Source organism: Peribacillus phoenicis, assembly GCF_047238085.1.
In the GTDB taxonomy this organism is placed as follows: Bacteria; Bacillota; Bacilli; order Bacillales; family DSM-1321; genus Peribacillus.
This window is the reverse complement of record NZ_JBDFMF010000001.1, coordinates 2044826-2069539: the sequence shown is the minus strand read 5'-3', so window position 1 is coordinate 2069539 and position 24714 is coordinate 2044826. Positions and strand designations below refer to the sequence as shown.

Sequence of the window (24714 nt, the reverse complement as noted above, 5' to 3'; positions counted from 1 at the left end):
AAAAAGATGAAAAGTTCAATTCCAAAAAACGACAAAGTTCCAGAGCCCATTCCTTTCATGACAGGTAGAAGTCCTTTCGCAAGAACAGGCTGGAGGTTTTTTAACTCGACTACCCTGAGACTGAACAAATAAATGAGCAAGACGATGACTATTGTCAAAGGAAGAAAGAAGACACAAGCCTTTGCTATGGCTTTTATTTTGCCTGTCAAAAGATGCACACTCGCTAAAATCATGGAAAGTATCACGATTTCAACCGGGGTTTCCTCCAACAAATAAAACCGGACCATTTCACTCATCGCAAGAACTTCAAAGCTGGCCACGCCTATAAAGTACACCACCACGACCAATCCAATAAGTTTGGAGAGCAACTTTCCATAGGCCTCCTCCATGTATGTGTAATAGTTAGCGACCTTATGTTTTTTTAACAGTACAACAAATAAGCATATCAAAAGGGCAATAGCGATCCCATTTAAGATCAAGACGATCCATCCATCGCTCGATTGGATTTTTTCCGTTATCGTCCTCGGAAGGGTCAGCATTCCAATTCCTAACATGCTGCAAGAAATGATCGCAGCCAATTCGCCACTAAGAATTTTGCCGTCGGACTGGCTCAAAAGAATCCCTCCCCTTTTTCCGCTTCGGTAACCGCAGGAACGCATCCTTCCAGCTCTTTTTACCGATAAAATCCATTGGTTGAAAATAAGGTTCTTGGAAGCTGGTCAATTTCGACAAATGGCTGATAACGATGATAAAGAATAATGTGGTTCCGTATAAACCTAAAACGGCGGCAAAAATCATCGCCCCGAATCTTAATGCCCTGAACGCCAGTCCAAAGCTATATTGTGGTACCGTAAAAGAGGTAATCGTCGTGATCGAAACGATTATGACCATGAGGGAACTTACAATATTCGCTTGAACTGCCGCTTGTCCAATAATGACTCCGCCAACCAATCCAACCGTTTGCCCAATGGGCGACGGGAGCCGAATACCTGCTTCGCGAAGCAGTTCAATCGTTACTTCCATGATGATAGCTTCAACAAACGGCGGAAATGGCACGTTCTCCCTTGTACCCGCGATCGTCATCGCCAGTTCTGACGGAAGCAATCCAGGGTTGAACGAAACCAAGGAGATATAAATCCCTGAAAGAAATACGGTAACAAATAAAGATAAATAGCGAAGTACACGTAAAAATGATCCTGCGACCCATCTTTCATAATAATCATCCGGTGACTGTAGCAGCATCGTTATCGTCGTAGGTGCCATCAGCGCAAATGGCGAGCCGTCAACCATGATGACCACCCTGCCCTCCTGCAATGCAGCCAATACTTTATCGGGTCGCTCCGTATTCTGGATTTGCGGGAAAGGGGTTAACGCTGTATCTTCAATTAATTCCTCAAGCATCCCCGAGTCTTGGAGATCAGTAGCTTTCACTTCAGTTATCCGTTTATTCACTTCTTTTAACAATGAATCGCTAGCTTTTCCTTCATAATAGATCAACGCAACTTCCCGTTTTTCCATCGTCCCGAACTTCTGTTGTTTGACGATAAGGTTTGGATGGTTTGAATATTGCCTTATCAAGCCAATGTTTTCCTGAAGACTTTCGATAAAACCAAGCTTCGGTCCCCGGACAACCCTCTCTGTCGAAGGTTCACCCAGTGTACGGGTTTTTTCCTTTTCCAGATTCAAGACATAACCGTCTACCATTCCATCTATAAATAAAAGCGTTTTCCCGTCAAAAATATGCTCTAAGGCTTTTTCATATGTTTCTACATCCTGTTCCCTGACTGAACAGATTTTGGAAATGACCAGCTGTTCGATTGAAACTGGATGCCTGGTTTCAACCTGGGCAGCCGATAAATCTAGGACTATCTCATTGAATGCAGGGTAATCCATCGTTCCATTGACAAATACGAATAATCCCGAAACTTCGTAACCGGGAATGAATATCTGTTTAAAAAATACATCAGCCTGCATATCCAATTCAGATTTCAATTTTTCCTGTTTTTGATCCAATTTAATATGCAAGGGTTTACTTTTCATGGTGAACTCCTTTGGTTAAATGGGTTTTTATTTTTTCAGTTTCCTCTATTTTCAATTTTTTTATGCGAACAGGATATGGAGGCTGCTTTTACACCAATTTATTTAATGATTTTCCTTTCTGAAGCGAGCGACATTAACATCCAAAATGGTTAATTTGTAATTAAATTGCAAATGCTAGGATAATAAGCTTTAGTGCAGAGGTGACAACATTGTTTAACCGCAGAACGTTCAAAAAAAAGCCAAATCAACCAAACGAAAAAAATGAAGAATTAAATAAAGTTTCGGAAGTAAGGGACCTATTCAACACCCTATCTTCATCTAATGATTTCATAAACCATCAAGGAACATATAATGGCGTAGGCTATTGGGTCTCTTTTTATCGCTCTTTAATCGATGCACAGGTACTTCATGAAAGTGTTCTTTCTGTCATACCTACCCTGGAAACGATAAATTTGGAGCAAATAAAAGAAAACGTTCCTATTGAAAATACACTGATTACCAGCACCAAGGTTGTAATTGAAGAAAGGATCATGAGAGGCCAAATTGCACTTCGTTTAGATGGAAATCTTGATGAATGCCTATTAATCAATGTTGCGGCCCAACAAGGAAGACAAGTTGAGAAACCTGAACTTGAATTTGGAATCATAAGTGCTCAAGAAGCATTTGTCGAGGATCTTGATATCAATCTTAATTTAGTCAGAAAAAGGCTCCCTGTCCCTGGGTTGCAAGTAAGTGAAATGACTGTGGGATACTTGTCTAAAACGAAAGTGGCAGTTTTATCGATAGAAGGAATCGTTGATCAGGAAAATGTTGATAATGTTATACAAAGGATCAATGACGTAGAGTTTGATGAAATATTGGACGGGTCCTATCTCGCGCAAATGCTATATGATAATTCAAATACCTTATTTCCCCTTTTTCTAAATACGGAAAGGCCTGATCGCATCGCAAGTGCATTGGCTGAAGGTAAAGTAGCCCTGTTAATCGATAGGTCGTCTTCTGCACTTATTACTCCAACCATTTTGTTGGAATACTTTATCACCATGGAAGATTATAATATGCCATGGATTCCCGCATCTGCATTCCGTTTATTAAGGATATTCGCGGTCGCTTTTTCGATATTTGCCACTCCCATTTATGTAGCCGTGCTGACCTATCATTATGAACTGATTCCTAAAGATCTTTTGGAAACGATCGTCACTTCAAGGAACTTAATACCTTTTCAGCCTTTGATCGAAGCATTATTCCTGGAGATTTCCATTGAGTTATTACGGGAAGCTGCTGCCAGGCTGCCAACAAAGGTAGGTCAGACACTAGGTATCGTAGGCGGTATCGTTATCGGTCAAGCAGCCGTTGTAGCTGGTTTGACCAGTAATATCTTATTGATCATCGTTGCCCTCTCGGCATTGGCATCATTTGTTACTCCCATTTATAAAATGGGTAATGCCATTCGGCTGCTGCGGTTCCCCTTCTTAATCGGGGCCCAAATTTGGGGGCTACTCGGCATTACCATAGCAGCCGTGTTTTTGATGACCCACCTTATCAAATTAACATCAATGGGACACCCGTACCTCGAACCGATCTACCCATTTCGCATGCAAGATTGGAAAGACAGCTTTGTTCGGCTTCCTTTTAATCTTTTCAAGTCACGGCCTATAAATTTACGTCCTGATGATATATCCAGACAGCAGCCCAAAAAAGCAAGAATCAAAAAAAATGATTTTAATGAATGATTTAAATGAGGGTCCTATATGAACCAAGCTGGAGTTAATGAAAAGTATAAAGTGTCACCGTTTTATGTATTTTTTTTAGTGCATTCCATGCAAACGGGAATAGGTGTTTTAAGTTTTCAAAGAGTTTTAGCGAAGACAACGGGAACAGATGGCTGGATTTCGATACTACTAGCCGGCCTGACCGTTCATATAATGATTTGGGTCATATATAAAATCTTCAGTATCGTCCCTGGTGATATCATTTCGGCCAATAATCATGCATTCGGAAAATGGATCGGGAATTTCTTCAGTCTATTATTCATTCTTTACTTTTTGATCCTAGGGATGACAGTCATGATTAGCTATATAAATGTCATACATGTATGGATGTTTGAAGAGGTACCATCTTGGGCGTTTTCAGTGGTCTTCCTGGTTTTGATTTATTATATTCATACGGGAGGATTTCGAACAATTACAGGTATTGCCTTTTTAAGCGTCATTTTGACATACTGGCTTTTATTTGTCCTATTCTATGCCATGAAATACTCTGAATTCACCAATTTGCTTCCTGTTTTCCACCACACTCTATTGGATGTATTGAAAGGAACCAGAAGTACTTCATTAACAATGCTTGGTTTTGAAATGATCGTTATGTTTTATCCGTTCATCAAAGATGCTAAAACCTCACAAAAATATGCTCATGGAGGGGCCTTAACAACAACCTTAATAACAGTATTCGTTTATTTAGTTTCAATTGTTTTTTATTCACAAAAACAATTGGAACTGACTATATGGCCGACACTGTCATTGACCAGCATTGTCGAGTTGCCCTTTATCCAGCGATTTGAATATATAGATGTATCTTGGTGGGCCCTCGTCATCATACCCAACATGACCATCCCCTTGTGGGCAGCAAGCCGAGGTTTCAAGCGCATATTCAATGTTCAGCAAAAGTATCCATTATGGGGGATGTCGATTATTATCCTGCTTACGAATATTTTTGTTTTTGATGTCGATTCATTATATATATTGCGTAAAATCATCAATCCATACGGCGCACTCTTTGTTGCTTTATACTTGCCTCTTCTTTTGGTCGTCATCTATATAAAGAAAATGAGGAAACGTTTATGAGAAAATTATTTCTTGTTATATTGGCTTTTCCCCTCCTTTGCAGCTGTGCCGAGCCAAGGGTGGTTGACGAAGTCAATATGTCCCAGGCCATTGGCTACGATATACTGAAAAATGATAATGTCGAAGGAATGTTCGTCATCCCTATCTTCCAACAGGACAAGATGGGTAAATATCAAATCTTAACTGGAACATCGACGACAACGAGTGATGTTCAGGCTGTCGTTTCCAAAAAAGCGGATAAGCCGGTATTGCTTGGACAGACACGCATCATTTTATTCAGCGAGAAAATGGTTCGTGAAATCGGAATGACAGAACTGACCGATTATCTCTACCGTGAGCCGCAACTTGGAAACAGGGTCATTTTGGCCATCGTTGAAGGAAAGGTCAAGAATGTCATAAATACGAAACCACCAAATACGAATGTGAATATTGGAATCTTTTTATCGGATTTGATTAATCAACAAAATGAAACGGGGAACGGACCCGATACTAACCTCCATCTTTTTTTAGGAAACGCTCTAGAAACTGGCGGCGATTCGTATCTTCCTTTAATTAAATTAATTAATAATGAAGTTGCTGTTTCTGGAGTGGCCCTATTTCATGAAAATAAGATGGTCACGAAAGTTCGAACCGATGATATGTTCATTTTCAAGACATTAGTTCAGCATCATAGGCGGGGATTATACAAATTCAAATTAAAAGATAAGAAAGAAAGCGATATCGTAGTGGAAAGTATCCGAAGCGGTTCAAGTTATGAGGTAGCAAGCTCAGAGAAAAATCCCTCTATCACGATTAAGATCAAAATTAAAGGACAAATCAAGGAATCCATGCGCAGTGAAAACCTAACCAATAGAAAGATGATAAAGAAAATTGAAAAGGAAATGGAAGCTGATTTAACCAAGCAAGCAAACCGACTTATTAAAGATCTTCAGAAAAAATCCCTTGATCCGATTGGCCTTAAGGAAAAATATCACGCCAAAAATAAAAAACTGACCTATGAACATTGGAAAAAGATTTATCCGAAAATGGACATTAATGTAGAAACCAAAGTTAATATCATTCAAACCGGGGTCTCTGAATGATGAATTGTCGAGAGGCCATTTAGAAATTCTGCTTCGATCGTAAAAACTACTATCATATATTAAATTAGCCACAAGGTTGCTGGTGAACATCTCAGGTAAAGCCCCTTCTATAGCAGAATAAAACAGAGTTATTTGCCTACTAATGTTTCATAAATAAAAAGGAGCTGACTTTATGAAAACACCTATGAAATCGATCATCGCTGCCTCAGTATTAGGTATAAGTTTAATCGCAGGATTCTCTTTTGCTTCCGCAGATAACGAGCAAAATGAATTGAAATCAGATAAAGTGACCTTCTTTGGGTCTCCAACTTCTGAGATTTCCAGTTCAGTTGCTGTACCTCAAAGTTATAACCGGATATTGTATAGCGGAACAGTAGCTCCTCTTTTAAACAAGGATGGAAAAACCACTTATGAGAGATATGGCAATACAGAAAAGCAGGCAATCGGGATTTTAGAGAAATTAGGAGCAGATCTGAAAACAAAAGGACTTTCCCTTGCTGATGTAACCTATCTGCGTGTGTATGTCGCGCCAGATCCGAACAAAGGAGATGCACCAGACTATCAAGGTTGGTTCGATGCCTATGCTCTGTTCTTTAATACAAAAGAAAATCCAGTGAAAACAGCTCGTTCAACTGTAGGCGTTGAAAGCTTGGTTTCGCAGGACTTTCTCATTGAGATTGAAGCAGAAGTATCCTATAAAAATAACAGCAACTCAAATAAATAGACTATAGATGTGTATGGTCATGATTCAACATATCGGTGTTCCAGGCACTCCGGAAAACCTTGAATACCAAAAGAGACAGGAAGTTATTCCTGTCTCTCGTTTGTTTTAATCAATCATGAAAATTCGTTCCATCCGTCACTTCTTTGACAATGCCAGCATTGATGACGAAGTCGCCGAAATGCTCTCCTTGCTGACGTTCTTTTGCATAACGGGAAAGAAGTACACCCAGCTCTTTTAATATCTCTTCTTCACCGATGTTTTCACGATACATTTTACTTAATCGGCTTCCGTCGAATGCAGCACCGAGATACATATTATATTTGCCAGGTGCCTTACCGATAAAACCAATTTCCCCGAGTGCATGCCGGGCACATCCATTCGGACAACCGGTCATGCGAATCGTGATTTCTTCGTTCCTCAGGCCGTTTTCATCAACGATGGTCTCGATTTTATCAAGCAGAACCGGCAAATAACGCTCTGCTTCGGCCATTGCCAACCCGCATGTTGGAAGAGCCACACATGCAATCGAGCTGCGTCGGAGCGCAGAATGATGCGCACCATCCGTTAAACCGTATGTTTCAAGCAATTCTATGATCTGTTTCTTTTTCTGGCTTGACACATCTGCAATGATAAGGTTTTGATTGGCCGTCAACCGGAAATCACCCGTATGGACCTTTGCGATTTCGCGCAAACCGGTCATCAGCTTGTAATCATTGATATCGGCAATTCGGCCACCCTCGACAAACAGTGTAAAATGCCATTTTCCTTGCATCCCTTTTACCCATCCATAGCGGTCACCATTATTATCGAAATGATAAGTTCTCTCTTCCTCCAGCTTCCAGCCTAAACGATTTTCCAGTTCAGCCTTTACCGCTTGGAGCCCAAGCCGGTCTACCGTATACTTGAACCGGGCATTTTTCCGTACGGATCGGTTCCCGTAATCTCGCTGAATCGTAATGATTTTTTCAGCCACATCCAGTATTTTGTCTGGTTGGCAAAAGCCGATTACCTTTGCTAGTTGGGGATATGTCGCCTTGTCACCGTGGGTCATTCCCATTCCGCCGCCGATCGCCACATTAAAACCAACGAGTTTACCATTTTCAACAATTGCTATGAAGCCAAGATCCTGGGAGTAAACATCAATGTCATTGGATGGAGGTACGGCAATGCCTATTTTAAACTTCCTTGGCAAATAAAGCTTTCCGTACATTGGTTCGACTTCCTCCACTTCAGGAGTACCAACCACTTTTTCTTCATCCAGCCAGATTTCATGGTACGCCCTCGTACGCGGCAATAGATAATCACTCAATTTTTTCGACCATTCATATACTTCAGAATGGATTTCGGATTGATATGGAATCGAATTGCACATTACGTTCCGGTTTACATCTCCGCATGCAGCGATTGTATCCAGCATGGAAGCATGGATTTCCTGAATAGTTTTTTTCATATTCCATTTTAAAATACCATGCATTTGAAACGTCTGTCTTGTTGTCAATTTCAAGGTTCCGTTACCGTATTTCTGAGCGAGGTCATCCATAACAAGCCATTGAGAAGGCTGTGCTACCCCGCCGGCCATGCGGACACGCAACATAAACTGATAGGCAGGCTCCAGTTTTTGTTTTTGACGCTCATTGCGTAGATCCCGGTCATCCTGCAAATAGCTGCCGTGATGTTTCATTAATCGGTTGTCATCATCCGGAATACCGGCGCTGATCCGATCCTGCATCACTTTTCCAAGTGTACCTCGCAAATAATCGCTTTTTTCTTTAATTTGCTCAACATCACTGGGCGGGCCTTCTGGTGCTTTTAATAGTGTTTTCACCATGTTGTTATCTCCTTTTCATCCAAATTTCAGTACACATCACGTTGATAGCGTTTATTCTGTTGCATTTCTTCAAGATAAGCCTGCGCATCAGCATGGCTCATATTGCCTTCTTTTTCAATGATCTCTATAAGCGTATTATGGACATCATGTGCCATGTTTTTCTCGTCACCGCAAATGTATACAGCTGCACCTTCTTGAAGCCATTCGTATAATTCCCCGCTGTGCTCGCGCATCCGGTTTTGAACATACACTTTTTCATCAGTATCTCGTGAAAAGGCAACATCCATTTTCGTAAGTACACCTGTTTTCAACCACTTTTGCCATTCAGTCTGATAAAGAAAATCCGTCACGAAATGCTGATCTCCGAAAAAGAGCCACGTTTTCCCTTTCGCTTCAGATTCTTCGCGATCCTGGATAAAGGATCTGAACGGAGCAATGCCCGTTCCCGGTCCAACCATGATAATTGGAGTGTCTGGGTTCTCCGGCTGCTTGAAGTTCTGGTTATGCTGAATGTAAACGGGCAGCGTGTCCCCTGGCTGTAATCTGTCCGCACATAAAATGGAGCAGACACCGTTTCTTTCCCGTCCGTGACTTTCATACCGGACAGCTCCGATTGTCAAATGCACTTCATCCGGATATGCGGATAAGCTATTCGCAATCGAATATAGACGGGCTGGCATTTTCCGGAGTATTGATACGAACTCTTGCGCCGATTCACCCCATGAGCCAAAATCACGGACAAAATCAAGCAAATCACGGCCTTCACGATATTCTTTTAATCTTTCTTCATTACCAGGCTTTAAAAGCTCCTTTAAATCCTCGTTACCTGAAAGCTGTGCCGCTTGTTCAATGAGCGATTTTGTCAATACCGTTATTTCAAAGTCAGAGATGAGCGATTCCCTAAGCTGACGAAGTTCTCCCTGCTTATTGACCTTCACGGTTTCTTCAGGGTCCCAATTGAGTTCCGTAAGAAGCATATCCACTAAATCCGAATCATTTACCGGATAAACACCAAGGCTGTCACCAGGTTCGAATGTAAGACCTGAGCCCTCAAGAGATAACTCAAGATGATGTGTCTCTTTATTGGACCCACGGCCGTTCAAATTTATATTTTCCAACACTTCCGCTTTAAACGGATTTGTTCTCGAATACGTTTGTTCACTTACTGAGGCTTTCGCTGCGGGAACTGCAGCAATTGAACTGACTTCCCCTTCACTTAAACTGGAAAGTACTCCTCCCAGCCATTCGCTAGCAGGCTCATCATAATCAAGGTCACAGTCCATTCTCGGAAATAACCGTGTTCCTCCAAGTTCCTCCAAGCGTTTATCGAATTGTTTTCCCGTTTCACAGAAAAACTCATATGAGCTGTCCCCAAGCGCCAATACCGAAAAGCGGAGACCTTCAAGGCTTGGTGCCCTCCTGCCATGAAGGTACTCATGGAAGGACAATGTATTATCCGGCGGATCACCTTCTCCATGCGTGCTAACGGCAATCAGAAGATTTTCGATTTTTTTCAAATTGTTGACTTTAAAGTCACTCATGGATGAAATGGTAACCTGAAAGCCATTACCCTCAAGCTTACTCGCCGCATTTTCTGCCAGCCCTTGAGCATTGCCCGTCTGTGAACCATACAGGATGGTCACCTCTTTTGATATTGTCTTCCCGCCGCTTTGAGCTTCCATTACCGGGGCGTCGGCTGAACTTGTGTTCGAAACTGACAAAGTTGCAGTCAGATAACCGCTCAACCAAATTTTTTGTGTTTCAGTCAAGCTTGGCAGCAGGCTGTTAAGGAGCTCTGCTTGCTCTTGATTAAAGGGACTGTTACTTACCTGAAGTTGCACGATTTCCACCTCACAAAGGATATTAACTTATCTTAGTTGATTATTATGTATAACGAGTGGGTTTAAATATTTTATTTCGATCCATAAATTAATTAACTCGTTTACTCCTATAGACCAAGTCGGTTTTAACTGCAAAAAAAATGAAAAATACAGTTTTATAGGTTCATAGCACGCAACAAATAAAAAGAACAATAGCTTTCCCCAGCCTATACTCTTCCTAAAATAAGTTTCTCATTAAAACTTTACTGGAAGGCACATCATTAGTAAAATATATATAATTTATTATAACTATTAAGAATATTAATAATAAGGAGAAATTTCTATGTACTATGATGCTCTAAAAACATTTGTGACCCTTGTGGAAGTCAAAAATTTTACAAAAACAGCAGAAATTCTTCTTATGTCGCAACCAAGTGTTAGTTTACATATCAAAAAATTAGAAGAAGAGTTCCAAACCAAATTATTTCTCCGTTCTCCTAAATTTTTGAAAGTCACCTTAACAGGAGAAATTCTTTACGACCGGGCCAAGCAAATGATCACAATCTATGAACAGACCAGACAAGACATACAGGAACATGATAGGTCCATCAAGGGCGAATTAAAGATAGGTGCAAGTTTTACAATAGGAGAGTATATACTTCCTTCTTTACTCATCGACCTTCAAGAGGAATATCCTGAACTTGAACTTCAAGTGGTAATTGGCAACACGGAAGAAATCGTTCAAGCCGTTCGGCTATACAAAGTGGATATAGGTTTAATCGAAGGTCAGACTAACGAAAAAGAGCTTTCTGTTCACCCATTCATGCAAGATGAGCTATTCATTGTGTCTTCTAACAATCATGAACTTTCTAATAAAGACGATGTGGAGATTACTGATTTACATGACCAAGCATGGGTAACAAGGGAAGTTGGATCTGGTACACGAGAATACCTTAACCATGTCATACGTTCAAATGGTTTGAAAATTAAATCGATACTCACGATAAGCAGTAATCAAGGAATTAAAGAAACACTTATAAAAAACGGCGCAGGGCTGGCCCTGCTTTCCCGAAGTGTCATTGAAAGGGATGTACAAAATAAAATCCTTTCTATCATTCAGGTAAAAGATGAATCCTTTAACAGGACACTTTCCTACGTCTATTCCCCCATTATGAAAGATAAAAAAAATGTCAAGACTTTTATAACTGAATTAAACAAAAAGTGGCCCATGAAAGCAAAGCCGATAGGATGATCATTGCGAAGAATGCTGTTTTATGAATGAAGTTACAGACTGGGAAATCCGGGAGCAGGCTGTTTATCAGGTTGCTTATGTACACAAAACTCGGAAAAGTTGCATTAAGTAAATTTCGACAATAAAGCCGAGGTTTTCCATTAAGGAAATATACTATCCCAACTTGTCTTTCTTATACACATTAACTTATAAACAATTGGGTATACGAATAAATAGAGGATTGTATAGATAAAAAATAATATGGGAGCGGGTTTTATGAATATTGAGATTAAAGAAGCAGCGATTGAACAACTATTAAAAATGAATTATAAAGAGAATGAAGGTGTTCGTATCGAAGCCATTTATGTTGGGAGCTGTTCGATTTATGTTGAACATGAATTGAAAATTGATAATAAGAACGAAGATGATGAGAGATTCATAATTGATGGGGTCCCCGTATTAATTTCAAGTGAGTCTAAAAAGCATCTTCCGGATAAAGTCTTCCTTGATTACAGTGACGGACTTGGATACAAATTATATTCAGAAGATGAAACATTGAGATACAATCTCCAATTGAATAGAGTGAATTAAAAAAATGAACATAGTAAAAAGCCCATGTGTTTCAGTTGGGCTTTTTGTGTTTATACTCAGGGAATTTATCATCGGCATTTACTTCAAGGGATCAAACCATTAGGCAATTGATTTTAGAATAATTTATTTTCCTACCTAGTTATAATCAAACATTAAATTACCACCAAATGAAAATATTACCTATCTTCATTTAACCCCTTATTTAGCGTCTAATTTATTGTTTTACTATTATGTAAATAATTTTCCAGCACATCTCAGAATCTAAAACGACTATTGTCTAAAAGGCTGCCCCAAAAAGGTTGCTTCAGCAAACTTTGAAATACGAGATGTTAAGAATTAAAAATAAAAATTTTTATATAATTTGCAAACCCCATTAAGACATACCCCTAATTCATAATTTAATACTTTTTCAAACCCAATAAGGTAAAAGGAAGACTCTAGTTTCTTGTTAAACAAACCTGCCCCGTTAGTTTCCATAAAAAAAGGCTGCCGCAGCAACCCCTGTTAATGAACCAAAGCACCTGTTTGTTGATTAATACTTACTTAAAAGTTAAATGAAAGAACATAAAACGCTTCTATGTTGAATTTTAAAACCACCCAACATTCTTGTATTTATATTTTGAATAAGAACTCCATGATTGATGCCATTATTTATCCGCGGGATTTTCCACCTGAAATATTAACGGTTGTACCTGTAATATAACTAGAACGGTCTGAAGCTAGATAAGTGACCAATTCACCAATTTCATCCAATTTACCAGGTCGTCCAAGTGGAATTGTTTTGCTGTAATCAGATCCAAGACCTTCTACTGTCACTCCACGTGTGTAAGCTAATGCTTCATTATAAGCATCTGTTGTTAAACCTGTTTGCTCATTGATCCCTGGCGCAACACCCACTACGCGGATGTTGAATTTCCCCAGTTCTTTTGCCCAAGAACGGGTAAAGCCATTGACGGCACCTTTTGTTGCCGAATAAACACTTTGTCCAGAAGATCCTTCCATACCTGCCTCGGAGGAAATATTAATGATAACGCCTTTATTATTTTTCACCATTACTCTCGCAACTGCCTGAGCACAAAGGTAAGGTCCTTTTTGATTGACGGCAACCATGAAATCAAAATCCTTTTCACTTAATTCATACTCTGGCTTTTCGCCACGGAAATCAACAAGTAAACGTGGTAAGTTTACACCGGCATTATTAACTAAAATATCTACAGTTCCAAATAACTCTGTGGCTTTGCTGACCATATTTTCAACGCTTTCTTTATTGGTAACGTCGCATTGGATATGATAAGTTCCATCAGTTTGTTCGCCAGTCTTTACATTTAGATCGCAAACAATCACCTTTGTACCGTTCTTTACCAAATGTGCTGTAATTTTCGAGCCAATTCCAGAGGCACCACCAGTAACAATTGCCACTTTATTTTCTAATTGAGGCCATGATTCATTCATTCTTTTTCCTCCTTATTATATATAGAGTCGAGAATCATAGGTGAAATTTAAAAATGAGTAACAAACTCTAAATTGTTTTTTCTTGTTTTAGCTGTTTTAACTCTTACTGATGCAATTTTCCGGTGAGGCAACTTCCTCCTCTTGCATTCAATTATTCTATATAAATCTTTGATAAGCTTATTTTTTCAAGATTTGAAGAGTTGTCCCTGCTTGGGGCATTTGAATATCTCTTTCTTCAAGATGTAAAGTGCCAGGTAATTCTGCTGTTTCAGAACCATCAAATTTTAACGTGATATGTCCAAGTGAACCTAAATTCTTTGTCACCACCTCACCTACAGAGGTAATGGTATATTGCTGATTGCCTAAGACGAGAATGTAACCCTTTTCGATTTCTCCATTAATTTCATTTACATCAATTAATAGGCAATAATCCGCTAATTCACTCGGGGCATTTGCTCCGAATAGGATGAACATTTTTTCTCCAAGAAAATCAGAGACAGATGGACCAAGTTGGTTAATTTGAGTTTGATAAACTGTCTGCACAAGAAACTCCTCCAATTCTTTGCTTTAAATAATCTATTCACAATCTATTCTAGTAATTATTCATACAAACCGAAGCTTGCGAGCCAAGCAATAAAAACCGTTGGTGCTCCGGTTAAAAAACGCCCGTACAATACGGAAGGAACTCCGACTTCAATGGTTTCCACTTCTGCCTCAGCTAAACCTAGCCCAACTGGAACAAAATCAGCTGCAGCCTGGGAGTTGATCGCGAAAAGAGCTGGCAATGCAAGGTGCGGAGGAATATTCCCTTTCCCGATTTCCACTCCAATTAATGTCCCAATGACCTGTGAAATAACAGCTCCCGGTCCCAAGAATGGTGATAATAATGGGAATGAACATATTAAAGAGATTAAGAGCAAGCCCGGCAAAGATCCTGCAAATGGTGATAAATATTGTGCGAACACATCGCCAATTCCAGATGCTTTAATCACCCCGATTAACATGGCCACAAAAGCCATAAACGGTAAAATGGTTTTAATGACAGTATCTATCGTGTCACGGCCAGCCTGATAAAAGACATTGACGATGGAACCCATCGCCATCCCAATGCGTGCGATGACACCTTTAGGCTTTCTTTGTTCACTAATTTTTTTATTTGCGCTATACTTAGGTTTAGAAATTGTTTTTTCAATTTGTCCGTTAGCATTGTTCACATTGGATGCTGGAGGTGTTGCAGCACCTTCATACAATTCAATGTTTTGAGGCTTTACTCCAGAAACGTAAATGTCCTCGGTAATGTGCATTGCTAACGGGCCACTTTGTCCAGTAGGCATGATATTGATCGTCATGATTCTTTTTTTGGGGTATAAGCCACAACGAAGCGTTCCGCCACAATCAATGATGACACACGCCATTTCATTCTCAGGAACACTCGTTTTAAAACCGTCGACTAATTCACAGCCTGTTATCTCTGCAATGGTGTCTGCAATATCCGGTCTTGTTCCGCCCGTTACATAAACCACTTTATTTTTTTCTTCTGTCGGTGAAATCACTAATGGCCCGCCAAATCCGCCTTGCCCTGCATTGACGATAATTGACTTGTACTTCGTAACCGTTTGAGTCATTCCTTTCCCCTCCTTAGAGATCCACTGTTTCTTTCAATTTAACGCCTTGCTGTTTAGATACATAATAAGTTGTTAAATCTGTTACCCAGCCTCTTAAAAAGTTTGTGAAAATACCCACCAAGAAGTAACGAAGGGCTAGTTCTGTTGTTTCAAATCCCAGTGTTGTAATTCCTGCAGCAATTCCCAAGAATACGAACAACTCTCCTGGATTAACGTGTGGAAAAAGTCCGTTATGCGTGTGGCAGGAATAAGAAGCAGCAGCATAATAGCTTGGTTTGTATTTTTCCGGCAAAAATTTCCCGAGTGACAAAGTCATTGGGTTTGCCAATGCGAACGTTCCAATCACCGGTAGAACAAAATATCTTGTAAGTGGGTTCTTACTTGATTTCTTCGCAATCCGTTCCACTCTTTCTTCTCCAACCAACCTTATAAGAGCATTCATTGCAACTAAAAGCATGATAAGAAGTGGAACAATACCTGTTACTAAATCGACAAAAGTTTCGGCTCCTGCTCTAAATAAATTCATAAAGCCATCTGCTGCATTTGTAAGCCAATCCATTCAATTCACCTCATACACCTAATTTTTTGATAAGAGTAAATCAATCCAGCCTTTCTTAACCTTCAATTCACCCCCTTTAGAGATAATATGATAGCTGTTCAGTGCATCCTCAATGGCTAACCTTGTTAACTTATTTACTTTATGGAAATCTTCTTCACTGAGGTGTAAGAGATTTTTCCCTTCAAATCCTTTTAAGTTTCGTACTCTTGAAAGCACCGTCACTCCCTGCATTTTGGTGGCTTTCAAAATGTTGTTTTTGGGGTCAATAGCAAACATGACGACCGTGCCTGATTTAATAAGTCCCGTTTTTTTCCCAATAGCGACCCTTCCAAGCTTTCTCAACTCTGCATACTTTTTATTGAAATGCTTGATTTGCAAAAATCCAAAAATGCTTTGAAGGAGCCAAGAAAAGCCAATTAATATAATGACAAACCATAGCATTTTCATTTCCTCTTTTCATATGAACTGAATCTTACATCTTGTTTCCGTTACAATCAGATAATTAATCCATACTTTCTAAGGTTCCATTTTCTTCGATGATTTTAATGATTTCATTTGCCGTTTCCTCAGTGGTGATCAGAGTGTTAATGTATCCGCCTCTTAATCCACCAATAATGGAAGGAGCTTTTTCAACAGACTCTGCAATACCGATTGAGTATGGAATGTTTTTTAGTTTTTCCAGCTCAATGGCTATTGTTCGATCAGATAAGTCAGATTGAATCAGGTTTCCATCTAAATCATAAAATCGTGAGCAGATATCACCTATGGCACCTTGTTGATTTAAATCTTCAATTTCCCGATTGCCGCAAAAGCCGGCCCAGACTAAATTAGATGATTGGTTTGGGTTCCCAATCCCCACTACGGCAATTGTTAAGTTGTCCCAAAGATCCGTTATTTTAGTGAAGTAGTGAGATTGAACAATGTCATCCTTTGTCTCTTTTTTTTCCACTACTGCCGCAGCGTCAATAAAATAAGAAGTTCCTCCAAAATCTTCTGCAATATTATAAACAATTCTATTGACGTGATGCTTCGTATCCATAGGTCCAGGCCCGCCTACTAAAGGGACAAAATGAGCGTCTTTTTTTCCGGCGTTGGTAAATTCACCTATCAGACTGGCCATTGTGCTTCCCCAGGCACAGCCTACAACATCACCGTCTTTAATGATTCGTTTTAGTAATTCAGCCCCGGCCATCGCTACCACTTTCTTTTTATCCAGTTCGGTACTGTCTCTTTTTTCAGGAACAATAATTACTTCTTTTAAGCCAAACAACTTTTCCAATTGACGTTCCAATTCAAAAGCTCCATCAATGTCGCTGCTGACAGTAATTTTAACTACTCCATCTTCCCTTGCTTTTTTTAAAAGTCTGCTGACGGATGTTCGGTATATACCTAATTCTTTTGAAATGGCACCTTGAGTCATATCTTCTTCATAGTACATTTGCGCAATTTTAACTAAGAGTCTTTTTTCTTCCCTTTTATCCATTTAGTTCCACACCCTTTTTGATATGCACATTTGTGCAGATATAATCATTTGTGCTTTATTGAATTTAGTATACGCTTACAAAAATAGCTACGTCAACAAAAAAATACCACTTGTGCAAATTTTAAAAAAATTATGTCATTTGTGCAGGTTTGTTGGCTTATCGAAAAAGCACAAAAAAATGAAGCACCTCCATTTAATCAGGCTGCTTCATTTCTATCAATCCGACAATATGTTGTTTGTATGATGTAAGTTCCCCGAAAATCAATGTTATTAAACACTTTACTTAATATACAAACGAATACATTCTATTCCTCTTTATCAGAAAATTAAGTAGCGAATCTTATTTAAGAATCGCCCCTTTTTCTTCAATAAAATTTCTTGTTGATGCATTGATAAGGATGGATTTGAAAATTTAAGTAGACTAAATTATGAAAAAAAGAACCCATTCAGAATTGAATAGATTCTTTATGTTTAATGATTATAGTGATTATTCTTCCAACATCCTGGACTCGAAGTACCGCTCCAACTTCCTTTTTACTCGCTGAAGTGCATTATCGATCGTCTTTTTTTGAACATTCAATTCCTTTGATATTTCAAAATAAGTTTTTCCTTCCAGGTACAAGTCCACAACACTAGTTTCCAACTCACTAAGGACTTCCGTTAAAATTAGCTCAATATCGCAAATTTCTTCTGATTTAATTAAGATCGTGACTGGGTCATTTTGTCTCTGTTCAGGGATTAGATCAATTAGGCACTGTTCCGACTCCCCTTGATAGATAGGCTTATACAATGAAACATAATTATTTAAGGGAGAATGCTTTTGGCAAATAGCCGCTTTAACAGCCGTTATGATTTGTCTTGTAATACACAGTTCCGCAAATGATCTGAAAGATGACTTTTTGCAATTCTTGTAGTCCCGAATGGCCTTATATAGACCAATCATCCCTTCCTGATAGACGTCTTCCTTATCTCCACCCGTTAAAAAATACTTCAAAGCATTTGATTGAACGACACATCTGTACTTTTTAATTAAAAAGTCCAGTGCATCTTCATCACCATTATGGATTTTCCCAACCAAAATTACATCTTCCATATGAGCATAGTTTTCCAACCGTTTCTTCTCGATGATTACACTCATTTATTTTCCCCCACTCACTAAGTTGAGTCCCGACATAAAAGTTGCATTATCACTTCAATGTATTAAAGTACATTCAATATTATAATATCTCAGAAATGACGATAATGATATTCGCAAATAACGACATTTTTCAACAAAATTCTGATATTTATAAGTTCTGCACTATATCTATACACTTTCAGTCAGCTTAATTGATTTGGTAAAGATCTCGTCATTATAGTCGTTTTGTTTAACTCCTTATCATTGACGGATATAGTTGTGCCGATGGTTGTGGCAATTACGGTGGGGTTCAGGATATGGAAGCATAATAATAGCATAATTATAAATAATACTACTAAAGAACTATTCTGCAATAATGGTTTAACATAGCCTATTCAAAGGGAAAGACTGGAATTCATTCCACCTTTTACTTTTACATTTACTTCAATAGCTTTAATTAAAAAAAAGGAAATTGCCATTTAAAACATCTTCTCTAATTAGCAGGTTTCATTTAAACCCTTCTTGATAAAATAAGAAAGCACCCTTCAAAGGATGCTTTAACATATTATTTAACTCGGTTATAAAATTGAAACTGGGATTTAATTATTCGCTAATGGCCCCGTTAGTTAAGGTCATTACTTAAGCATGCATAAGTTATTAAAGTGGTGGACTCTCCACACCTAGATGAATCCAATCTTCTTTTGGCGGTCCATATACCCCATAAGGTTTTATTCCTGCTTGACGCATCAGAACCGTAACTTGTCCGCGATGATGAACAATATGCTTGATTAGCCCCATAAGGATGGAAGCATTTGTTTCCTGTCTACCAAACGCTTCTTGTATTTGCTCTAGGGATGCGTCCGTCCATTGTTGTTCAATTATTTTGGCTGCGTGAGAACTTACATTTTTAAAAGTGATAGCAATTTCCTGGGCTGAAGAAGGGACGTTTTCCGAACTTTCTATCCGGTCTATCTTTAACCCGAAATGATCTAGATAATCTGGAATATTCGTAGTGAAATGCCACGCAATTCTTCCTAAAGTGCGACCTTCGGGATACACTTGTTGTTCTAATGAATCATCTGTCAAACTATCCAAAACATTCTGAGTCAGTATGGCTTCTTTATTCCATTCTTTAATAAAATCCGAAATTGTACTATACATATAATACCTCCCCTATTCCGTTAGATAATTACTTTCTCAAAGCACATTATAAAACATACGTTCCCTCATTACAAATTCCTTATTAATCATTTTATTTTGAGATTAAACTTTCAGTCTTTTTGAACATCCATTGGCTTTATATTTAAATGGATAACCAGGTTTAAATCGAATACTGGACGGTAAGTTTGTGACTGCAATTTTATGGACGTGGTACAAATTTTCCTACTACTAGCTATACACAACAAGAATCACTACTTAATAATAGTGGGTAATTATGTTATTAATATATTATAAATTCAGTGTTGGTTAGGAGATAAAGCCATGCAAAATAAGCTTAGTATAGGTCGTGCTAACGAGATTCGACAGCAGCGGTGAAATGGTATCGCATCCACATGAGTGCATCACACTGTCCGAAGCATTGAAAGCTTATACAGCCGGATCCGCTTATGGTGCTTTTAGAGATGAGGAATTGGGTACATTAGAAGTAGGAAAACTTTGAGATATCATAGTATTAGAACGAAATCTCTTTGAAGTACCAACAGAAGAAATTCCTAATACTAAGGTACAGCTAACGATCGTTGATGGAAAAGTTGTTTTTGATCATACGACGACTTTAATCGAAAAGTAATATTATCATTAAAAGAGGATTCTACAACTGTAGAATCCTCTTTTGTCCATGGACAATTGTCTATTCCGCTACCATTGCGTTAGACATATGTTTTTCGCTTAATAACCATGCCTACTTTATTGAAAAATGTGGGATTAGGCCACCTGCATGATAAGTACTTCAATTAAATAGAGAAGTATTGGCATATAAAGATGAAGCACCACCAGAGTGAACAAATAAGATGTTATCATCCGGCTTAAAGGTGCCTTTTTGGATTAAATCAATGAGTCCCGCTGCCGCTTTACCCGTATATACCGGGTCCAGCAATATCCCTTCTGTTCTTGCCATGAGCTTGACTGCTTCCACCATTTCAGGTGTAGGCAAAGCATAACCCGGCCCGACATATTCATCAAAACACGTAACAGCTTCACGAGGAATAGAAGCTGGAATGCCGATATGGGTTAAGGTTTCTTTAACAAGCTGAAAAACTTTCGCTTCTTGTTCCGCTTTTCCTCTGCTTACGTTTATTCCCATTACTGATACTCCACTTTGATTTCCATGAAATCCTGACACCAAGCCAGCATGCATTCCCCCACTGCCGCTTACACAAATAACTGCTTTCAAATCAATCCCTTGCTCAAAGGACTGTGCCAAGATCTCCTGAGCGCATGCAACATATCCGGTTGCACCAATGACATTGGATCCCCCAACCGGAATGATGTAAGGTCGGTGTCCTTTCTCTGTTACCACTTTAGCCACTTTCTGCATTTCTTGCATTAAGTCCGATCCATTAGGTACAACTATAATTTGGTCAGCCCCCAATAAATGATAGAGAAAATAGTTACCGTTAAAATCCGGCTCTGAATTTTTCGAAAGTCCCTCTTCCAAAACAAGGATGCAATTCATTTTCTCTTTAACCGCAGCAGCCAGTGTCAAGCGGCAATGATTTGACTGAATGCCTCCACATGTAATCAACGTATCCGCTCCTTTTTCCAATGCATCGGCAACAAGGAATTCCAGTTTTCTTGTTTTATTTCCCCCAGCCGTCAAACCAAGCATATCATCTCGTTTAACGTAAATGGATGGTCCCCCAAGAACATCAGAAAAATGATCTAACCTCTCAATTGGTGTATATGTCGGTGTATATCGCTTTCTAGGAAATTGTGCTAAATTCATTTTAAAACTCCTCCTGTATCCTCTATGTATATTAAAGAAAAGAAAATATCAATCTGATGTATTCTTTTCTTTAGTATAATCTTCGATTTCAATCATAGCATCTTTATGTAATCGAGCAACATGAATCTCAATTCTTAATTATCTGTAAAAAAAATCCCCATATCAAAACCTATGATAATATAACCTACTGTGAGCTTCCACTTACTCTATGACACCCTTGTATTTCCAAAAGTATCAGGCAGTTTCCCCAGTTTCAGTATGGATGGGGGCTTCCCTGAATACACTATCAATATATTACAGAAAAAATAGAACATTATTCTACTAAGTCCTTAAGGGAAGCTTTATTTTTTGTTATAAAAAATGCGATCATTGAAGGGATATTTTTGCCCCTGAGACCGTTTAACGGGGAAATTGGAACAGGAAAATTCGCTTCAGGTGAAACCTGGCATAGGGATGGTCATATCCAATGTGGATATTGAACTTTTACAGCAGGAATTGGAAATCAGGAAAATGCTCGAAAACTATTCGATCCAATAAGCTTGTGAAGGTATTACGGAGGAGGAATTAAAAAAACTGGAATGGGCAACGGATAAACTGCAACTGGCAATTAATAGTAATGACCGAATAGCGGCAAGCCGTGCAAACATTGAATTTCACCGCTTATTATATTCCTACTGGAGAAATACCTTTCTCCAAAAAACTACGGATTCATTATGGTTTTCTTTTTGAATTTCCTTTTTACCGGCCCGTAATGAGGATGTTACTATGGTTGATATATCTTGGTATGAGGAACGAAACAACGAGCACTTACAAGGCCATGGTTGAAGTCCCCTTTCCGCCCATTGCCTTGTATGCTTTTTACGGTTTCACTTTTAGTAAGTTAATCAGCTGATTAGGTGGGAAAATGGCTAGGTTTTAGATTGAATGACCGCTGGAGTTCATTATTCTAAATTATGTAATTTCCAAGTGCTCAGACAATTGCATCCAGAACATCTTTTGATGAAATAGGTACATGTTTACTCATCAAAACGTTCTAGCAATTCAATAATAACTTTATAGGTCGATGTTGTATCCATATAGGCATATCGGCCTTTTCCGTTAAAAAAGTCACCTGTCTGTATGACCGGATAGCCCATTTCTTCCAGCATCTTCATTTTAGCCTCCATGTCTTTAACGACAAAAGAGATATGGTGAACACCCTCACCATATGTTTCAAGATGATCTTTCCACGTACTGGGTGATTCACCCGGCTCGATTAATTCAATTTGAATTAACGGCGTATCGATGAACATATATTTTGACTTTCCTTCAGTGGGCTTCCCTTTGTAAATCACGTTTGTAATATCGGTTGAACCAGAATGGATGATGGGAGGTTTTTCAATCCCCAACAACTTACAATATGCTTCTGCAGCCGCATCAAGGTCTTTTACAACTAACGCAATCTGTTCCACTTTGTTAGTCCCTAATAGCGGCTGAACGCTAGCATCTTCTGGTCTTTCCCATGCCGTTTCTCTCGGCTCTGCACTTTCAAGCATTTCAATTAACGTTTTGTGATCATCTAGTGTATCCACATATACATATCGGCCGTCACTTGAAGTGAATTCTCCCGTTTGCAAAGCTGGGTATCCACTTTTCTCCATGATTGGCAGCCTCTTTTGGATAGAGTCTACATCAAAAGCAATATGGTGAATCCCTTCACCTACTTCATCCAGGAACTCACGCATCGTTCCTGGATTTTTATCGGGTTCTATTAATTCAAATTGGACGGTTGGTGTATTCAGAAAAGCCAGTTTGGATTGTGATTCCGTTGGTACACCTCTAAAAGTGACTTTCGAAATAGAACTGTCACCAGTTAGAAACGGTTCTGCCTTCTTAATGCCCAGCAGTCTTGTAAAAGCTAGATTAGCAGCTTCAATATCTTTTACAACAAATGCGAGTTGATTAATATTCCTATTGCCCAATAGTGATTCAGCCATACTTATAAACCTTCTTCCCGTAGTTTATTTTGTTATGAACTCAACCCAGTCCGCGAACTGACAATCCTCCATCACTGGAGATGACTTCGCCGGTAATTGCACGCGCTGCGTCCGATGCTAACAGGACATAAGCAGCTACATGATCGTCGGGCATCTGTGCAAGCTGAAGAGGGTTTCTTTTTTTAATGCTATTGGCCTTCGTTTCATTATCCACGATTTTAACGAATGGACGTAGAGGAGGAATGACCGATAATGCTGTCAGAGTGCCACCAGGCGCTACAGCATTCACCCTTATGTCAGGAGCAAGTTCAAAGGCAAGTTGGCGCATCAGCCCTATTTGGGCATGCTTGCTTGCTGTGTACCAAACCCCGCCGCCATCCGGATAGAAACTAGCACCTGATACGGTGAAAATAATATTGCCATTCGATTTTTGCAGTTCTTTAAGAGCGGCTTTAGCACCGAAGAAAGATCCTTTAACGTTAATATCGATCAGAAAATCAAATGCTTCTGAAAGTGCATCGGGAGTTACGTCGGCAAATTTTGCAAATCCATCAAAGACTCCTGCATTGGCAACGAAAACATCCAGCTTTCCAAATTGCTTGACAGTGGCCTGAACAGCCCTCTCATTGTCTTCATATTTGCTTACATCGCCTTGGTTAATTAGGATTTCTTCACCAAATTCCTCTTTCATTTTATTTAGCGTTTCTATCGAGCGGCCGATGATGCTGACTTTTGCCCCTTCTTGTATAAAACGTCTTGTGACAGCCTCTCCGATACCTGAATTGCCTCCAGTAATCAACACTACTTTATCCTTTAACGCCATTGCCATTGTAACCAGCCTCCTTGTTATCTCTTTTTATTCAGGTCAATATTATACGAAGATAGCAAGATTTCTGGTATTTATCGTTGATTGATCAACAATGAATATCCGTTTGGATAGTTTCCATTTACCTTCTTCGAAAATGAATTCATCATTTCGTTCCCCCGAAATCAAATCATGCTGAATATCAGTGCTGCGGCTTCGATAGATAAGCAGGTAGCTCTTTACGACTGCCTTTTCACCTTCAACATAGTCTTTAACGCGTACATTAGAGACAAAACGCCGTGTTCTTGATGGCGGTATTTCCGCCCAAGCATAATCCGTTTTCAAACGATCCACGCGCAGTTTCAGCAGCTCAATATCATCATTAAATGTAAACATTTCCGTTGAATAATCCGGGCGTTCCACCCCTTCTTTATTAACACGTACTGGCATTTGATAGCGTAAGCTCGAGTGCATTAAATCGAACCAATCATCAAATTCAATATCATCGAGTAATTGAGCTTCATCATACAGCCACTGTTCAAATTCACATTTCAGCAACATTTTCTCCACATTCATTTCCGTTCCCCCTCCCGC

Annotated in this window: 24 protein-coding genes and 1 pseudogene; 9 read left to right on the top strand and 16 right to left on the bottom strand. The window is 39.2% G+C overall.

Features of this window, described 5'->3' with window-relative positions:
• Positions 1-20: 20 nt before the first annotated feature.
• Positions 21-539 (bottom strand): annotated as a pseudogene (locus ABC374_RS09990) (GerAB/ArcD/ProY family transporter); the annotation flags it as partial.
• A gap of 46 nt (positions 540-585) precedes the next feature.
• Complete coding sequence (locus ABC374_RS09985; RefSeq protein WP_413017413.1) at positions 586-2040, bottom strand: spore germination protein; 1455 nt, start codon at positions 2038-2040, stop codon at positions 586-588.
• Positions 2041-2249: 209 nt separating this feature from the next.
• Here ABC374_RS09985 and ABC374_RS09980 point away from each other — a divergent pair, with 209 nt between their 5' ends.
• The 4 genes from ABC374_RS09980 (at position 2250) to ABC374_RS09965 (ending at position 6689) form a co-directional block, all read left to right on the top strand.
• Positions 2250-3773, top strand: coding sequence for a spore germination protein (locus ABC374_RS09980; RefSeq protein WP_413017411.1), 1524 nt, complete (start codon positions 2250-2252; stop codon positions 3771-3773).
• Between the two features lie 18 nt (positions 3774-3791).
• Positions 3792-4883 carry a GerAB/ArcD/ProY family transporter gene (locus ABC374_RS09975; RefSeq protein ID WP_350302513.1) on the top strand — a complete coding sequence of 364 codons (1092 nt, stop codon included), beginning with the start codon at positions 3792-3794 and terminating at the stop codon, positions 4881-4883.
• Positions 4880-5965 carry a Ger(x)C family spore germination protein gene (locus ABC374_RS09970; RefSeq protein ID WP_350302512.1) on the top strand — a complete coding sequence of 362 codons (1086 nt, stop codon included), beginning with the start codon at positions 4880-4882 and terminating at the stop codon, positions 5963-5965. Before ABC374_RS09975 ends, ABC374_RS09970 begins: the two co-directional genes overlap by 4 nt.
• A gap of 172 nt (positions 5966-6137) precedes the next feature.
• Positions 6138-6689, top strand: coding sequence for a Rid family hydrolase (locus ABC374_RS09965; protein WP_413017408.1), 552 nt, complete (start codon positions 6138-6140; stop codon positions 6687-6689).
• Between the two features lie 109 nt (positions 6690-6798).
• Here ABC374_RS09965 and cysI read toward each other — a convergent pair whose 3' ends face one another.
• Both cysI and ABC374_RS09955 read right to left on the bottom strand, forming a co-directional pair.
• On the bottom strand, positions 6799-8517 hold the full coding sequence (gene cysI / locus ABC374_RS09960; RefSeq protein WP_413017407.1) for an assimilatory sulfite reductase (NADPH) hemoprotein subunit: 1719 nt from the start codon (positions 8515-8517) through the stop codon (positions 6799-6801).
• A gap of 26 nt (positions 8518-8543) precedes the next feature.
• The gene (locus tag ABC374_RS09955) at positions 8544-10358 is read right to left on the bottom strand and encodes an assimilatory sulfite reductase (NADPH) flavoprotein subunit (RefSeq protein ID WP_413017406.1); all 1815 of its coding nucleotides are present in this window, start codon (positions 10356-10358) and stop codon (positions 8544-8546) included.
• Between the two features lie 322 nt (positions 10359-10680).
• On the opposite strand from ABC374_RS09955, the gene ABC374_RS09950 reads away from it, so the two are divergent.
• Entirely contained in the window at positions 10681-11589 is a 909-nt protein-coding gene (locus ABC374_RS09950) for a LysR family transcriptional regulator (RefSeq protein WP_413017404.1), read from the top strand.
• A gap of 255 nt (positions 11590-11844) precedes the next feature.
• Positions 11845-12159: an iron-sulfur cluster biosynthesis family protein gene (locus ABC374_RS09945; RefSeq protein ID WP_413017402.1), complete on the top strand. Its 315-nt coding sequence runs from the start codon at positions 11845-11847 to the stop codon at positions 12157-12159.
• 651 nt (positions 12160-12810) lie between these two features.
• Here ABC374_RS09945 and ABC374_RS09940 read toward each other — a convergent pair.
• The 8 genes from ABC374_RS09940 to ABC374_RS09905 form a co-directional block, all read right to left on the bottom strand.
• Positions 12811-13611 (bottom strand): SDR family oxidoreductase, encoded by an 801-nt coding sequence (locus tag ABC374_RS09940; protein WP_413017401.1) that lies wholly within the window; start codon positions 13609-13611, stop codon positions 12811-12813.
• Positions 13612-13788: 177 nt separating this feature from the next.
• Positions 13789-14154: a PTS glucitol/sorbitol transporter subunit IIA gene (locus tag ABC374_RS09935; protein ID WP_413017399.1), complete on the bottom strand. Its 366-nt coding sequence runs from the start codon at positions 14152-14154 to the stop codon at positions 13789-13791.
• A 56-nt stretch (positions 14155-14210) separates the two neighbouring features.
• On the bottom strand, positions 14211-15236 hold the full coding sequence (srlE, locus tag ABC374_RS09930; RefSeq protein ID WP_413017397.1) for a PTS glucitol/sorbitol transporter subunit IIB: 1026 nt from the start codon (positions 15234-15236) through the stop codon (positions 14211-14213).
• 13 nt (positions 15237-15249) lie between these two features.
• On the bottom strand, positions 15250-15795 hold the full coding sequence (gene srlA / locus ABC374_RS09925; protein WP_063233613.1) for a PTS glucitol/sorbitol transporter subunit IIC: 546 nt from the start codon (positions 15793-15795) through the stop codon (positions 15250-15252).
• 18 nt (positions 15796-15813) lie between these two features.
• Complete coding sequence (locus tag ABC374_RS09920) at positions 15814-16236, bottom strand: transcriptional regulator GutM (RefSeq protein WP_413017395.1); 423 nt, start codon at positions 16234-16236, stop codon at positions 15814-15816.
• A 61-nt stretch (positions 16237-16297) separates the two neighbouring features.
• Positions 16298-17278 (bottom strand): sugar-binding transcriptional regulator, encoded by a 981-nt coding sequence (locus ABC374_RS09915; protein ID WP_413017393.1) that lies wholly within the window; start codon positions 17276-17278, stop codon positions 16298-16300.
• 487 nt (positions 17279-17765) lie between these two features.
• A complete protein-coding gene (gene sigH / locus ABC374_RS09910; RefSeq protein WP_413017391.1) occupies positions 17766-18416 on the bottom strand; it encodes an RNA polymerase sporulation sigma factor SigH in 651 nt (216 codons plus the stop codon).
• Between the two features lie 636 nt (positions 18417-19052).
• Complete coding sequence (locus tag ABC374_RS09905; RefSeq protein WP_413017389.1) at positions 19053-19556, bottom strand: DinB family protein; 504 nt, start codon at positions 19554-19556, stop codon at positions 19053-19055.
• A 346-nt stretch (positions 19557-19902) separates the two neighbouring features.
• Between ABC374_RS09905 and ABC374_RS09900 the strand changes: the two genes are divergently transcribed.
• The gene (locus ABC374_RS09900) at positions 19903-20055 is read left to right on the top strand and encodes an amidohydrolase family protein (RefSeq protein ID WP_413017387.1); all 153 of its coding nucleotides are present in this window, start codon (positions 19903-19905) and stop codon (positions 20053-20055) included.
• A gap of 288 nt (positions 20056-20343) precedes the next feature.
• On the opposite strand, the gene cuyA is transcribed toward ABC374_RS09900, so the two are convergent.
• Complete coding sequence (cuyA, locus tag ABC374_RS09895; protein WP_413017385.1) at positions 20344-21339, bottom strand: D-cysteate sulfo-lyase; 996 nt, start codon at positions 21337-21339, stop codon at positions 20344-20346.
• Positions 21340-21750: 411 nt separating this feature from the next.
• On the opposite strand from cuyA, the gene ABC374_RS09890 reads away from it, so the two are divergent.
• Both ABC374_RS09890 and ABC374_RS09885 read left to right on the top strand, forming a co-directional pair.
• Positions 21751-21876: a hypothetical protein gene (locus ABC374_RS09890; protein ID WP_413017383.1), complete on the top strand. Its 126-nt coding sequence runs from the start codon at positions 21751-21753 to the stop codon at positions 21874-21876.
• Positions 21877-21888: 12 nt separating this feature from the next.
• The gene (locus ABC374_RS09885; RefSeq protein WP_413020310.1) at positions 21889-22068 is read left to right on the top strand and encodes an FCD domain-containing protein; all 180 of its coding nucleotides are present in this window, start codon (positions 21889-21891) and stop codon (positions 22066-22068) included.
• A 287-nt stretch (positions 22069-22355) separates the two neighbouring features.
• On the opposite strand, the gene ABC374_RS09880 is transcribed toward ABC374_RS09885, so the two are convergent.
• From ABC374_RS09880 to ABC374_RS09870, 3 genes are read right to left on the bottom strand one after another with little or no spacing between them, the layout of a single operon-like run.
• Positions 22356-23315, bottom strand: coding sequence for a VOC family protein (locus ABC374_RS09880; RefSeq protein ID WP_350302501.1), 960 nt, complete (start codon positions 23313-23315; stop codon positions 22356-22358).
• Positions 23316-23355: 40 nt separating this feature from the next.
• Positions 23356-24144 carry an SDR family NAD(P)-dependent oxidoreductase gene (locus ABC374_RS09875; RefSeq protein WP_350302500.1) on the bottom strand — a complete coding sequence of 263 codons (789 nt, stop codon included), beginning with the start codon at positions 24142-24144 and terminating at the stop codon, positions 23356-23358.
• A 42-nt stretch (positions 24145-24186) separates the two neighbouring features.
• A complete protein-coding gene (locus tag ABC374_RS09870) occupies positions 24187-24696 on the bottom strand; it encodes an aromatic-ring-hydroxylating dioxygenase subunit beta (protein ID WP_076371322.1) in 510 nt (169 codons plus the stop codon).
• Positions 24697-24714 lie beyond the last annotated feature (18 nt).

Coding starts and splice junctions, on each gene's coding strand:
- cuyA (WP_413017385.1), bottom strand. CDS start 21,339: ATGAATTTAGCACAATTTCCTAGAAAGCGATATACACCGACATATACA.
- sigH (WP_413017391.1), bottom strand. CDS start 18,416: ATGAGTGTAATCATCGAGAAGAAACGGTTGGAAAACTATGCTCATATG.
- ABC374_RS09880 (WP_350302501.1), bottom strand. CDS start 23,315: ATGGCTGAATCACTATTGGGCAATAGGAATATTAATCAACTCGCATTT.
- ABC374_RS09940 (WP_413017401.1), bottom strand. CDS start 13,611: ATGAATGAATCATGGCCTCAATTAGAAAATAAAGTGGCAATTGTTACT.
- ABC374_RS09950 (WP_413017404.1), top strand. CDS start 10,681: ATGTACTATGATGCTCTAAAAACATTTGTGACCCTTGTGGAAGTCAAA.
- cysI (WP_413017407.1), bottom strand. CDS start 8,517: ATGGTGAAAACACTATTAAAAGCACCAGAAGGCCCGCCCAGTGATGTT.
- ABC374_RS09945 (WP_413017402.1), top strand. CDS start 11,845: ATGAATATTGAGATTAAAGAAGCAGCGATTGAACAACTATTAAAAATG.
- ABC374_RS09875 (WP_350302500.1), bottom strand. CDS start 24,144: ATGGCAATGGCGTTAAAGGATAAAGTAGTGTTGATTACTGGAGGCAAT.
- ABC374_RS09975 (WP_350302513.1), top strand. CDS start 3,792: ATGAACCAAGCTGGAGTTAATGAAAAGTATAAAGTGTCACCGTTTTAT.
- ABC374_RS09970 (WP_350302512.1), top strand. CDS start 4,880: ATGAGAAAATTATTTCTTGTTATATTGGCTTTTCCCCTCCTTTGCAGC.
- ABC374_RS09920 (WP_413017395.1), bottom strand. CDS start 16,236: ATGCTATGGTTTGTCATTATATTAATTGGCTTTTCTTGGCTCCTTCAA.
- srlA (WP_063233613.1), bottom strand. CDS start 15,795: ATGGATTGGCTTACAAATGCAGCAGATGGCTTTATGAATTTATTTAGA.
- ABC374_RS09985 (WP_413017413.1), bottom strand. CDS start 2,040: ATGAAAAGTAAACCCTTGCATATTAAATTGGATCAAAAACAGGAAAAA.
- ABC374_RS09915 (WP_413017393.1), bottom strand. CDS start 17,278: ATGGATAAAAGGGAAGAAAAAAGACTCTTAGTTAAAATTGCGCAAATG.
- ABC374_RS09870 (WP_076371322.1), bottom strand. CDS start 24,696: ATGAATGTGGAGAAAATGTTGCTGAAATGTGAATTTGAACAGTGGCTG.
- srlE (WP_413017397.1), bottom strand. CDS start 15,236: ATGACTCAAACGGTTACGAAGTACAAGTCAATTATCGTCAATGCAGGG.
- ABC374_RS09965 (WP_413017408.1), top strand. CDS start 6,138: ATGAAAACACCTATGAAATCGATCATCGCTGCCTCAGTATTAGGTATA.
- ABC374_RS09905 (WP_413017389.1), bottom strand. CDS start 19,556: ATGTATAGTACAATTTCGGATTTTATTAAAGAATGGAATAAAGAAGCC.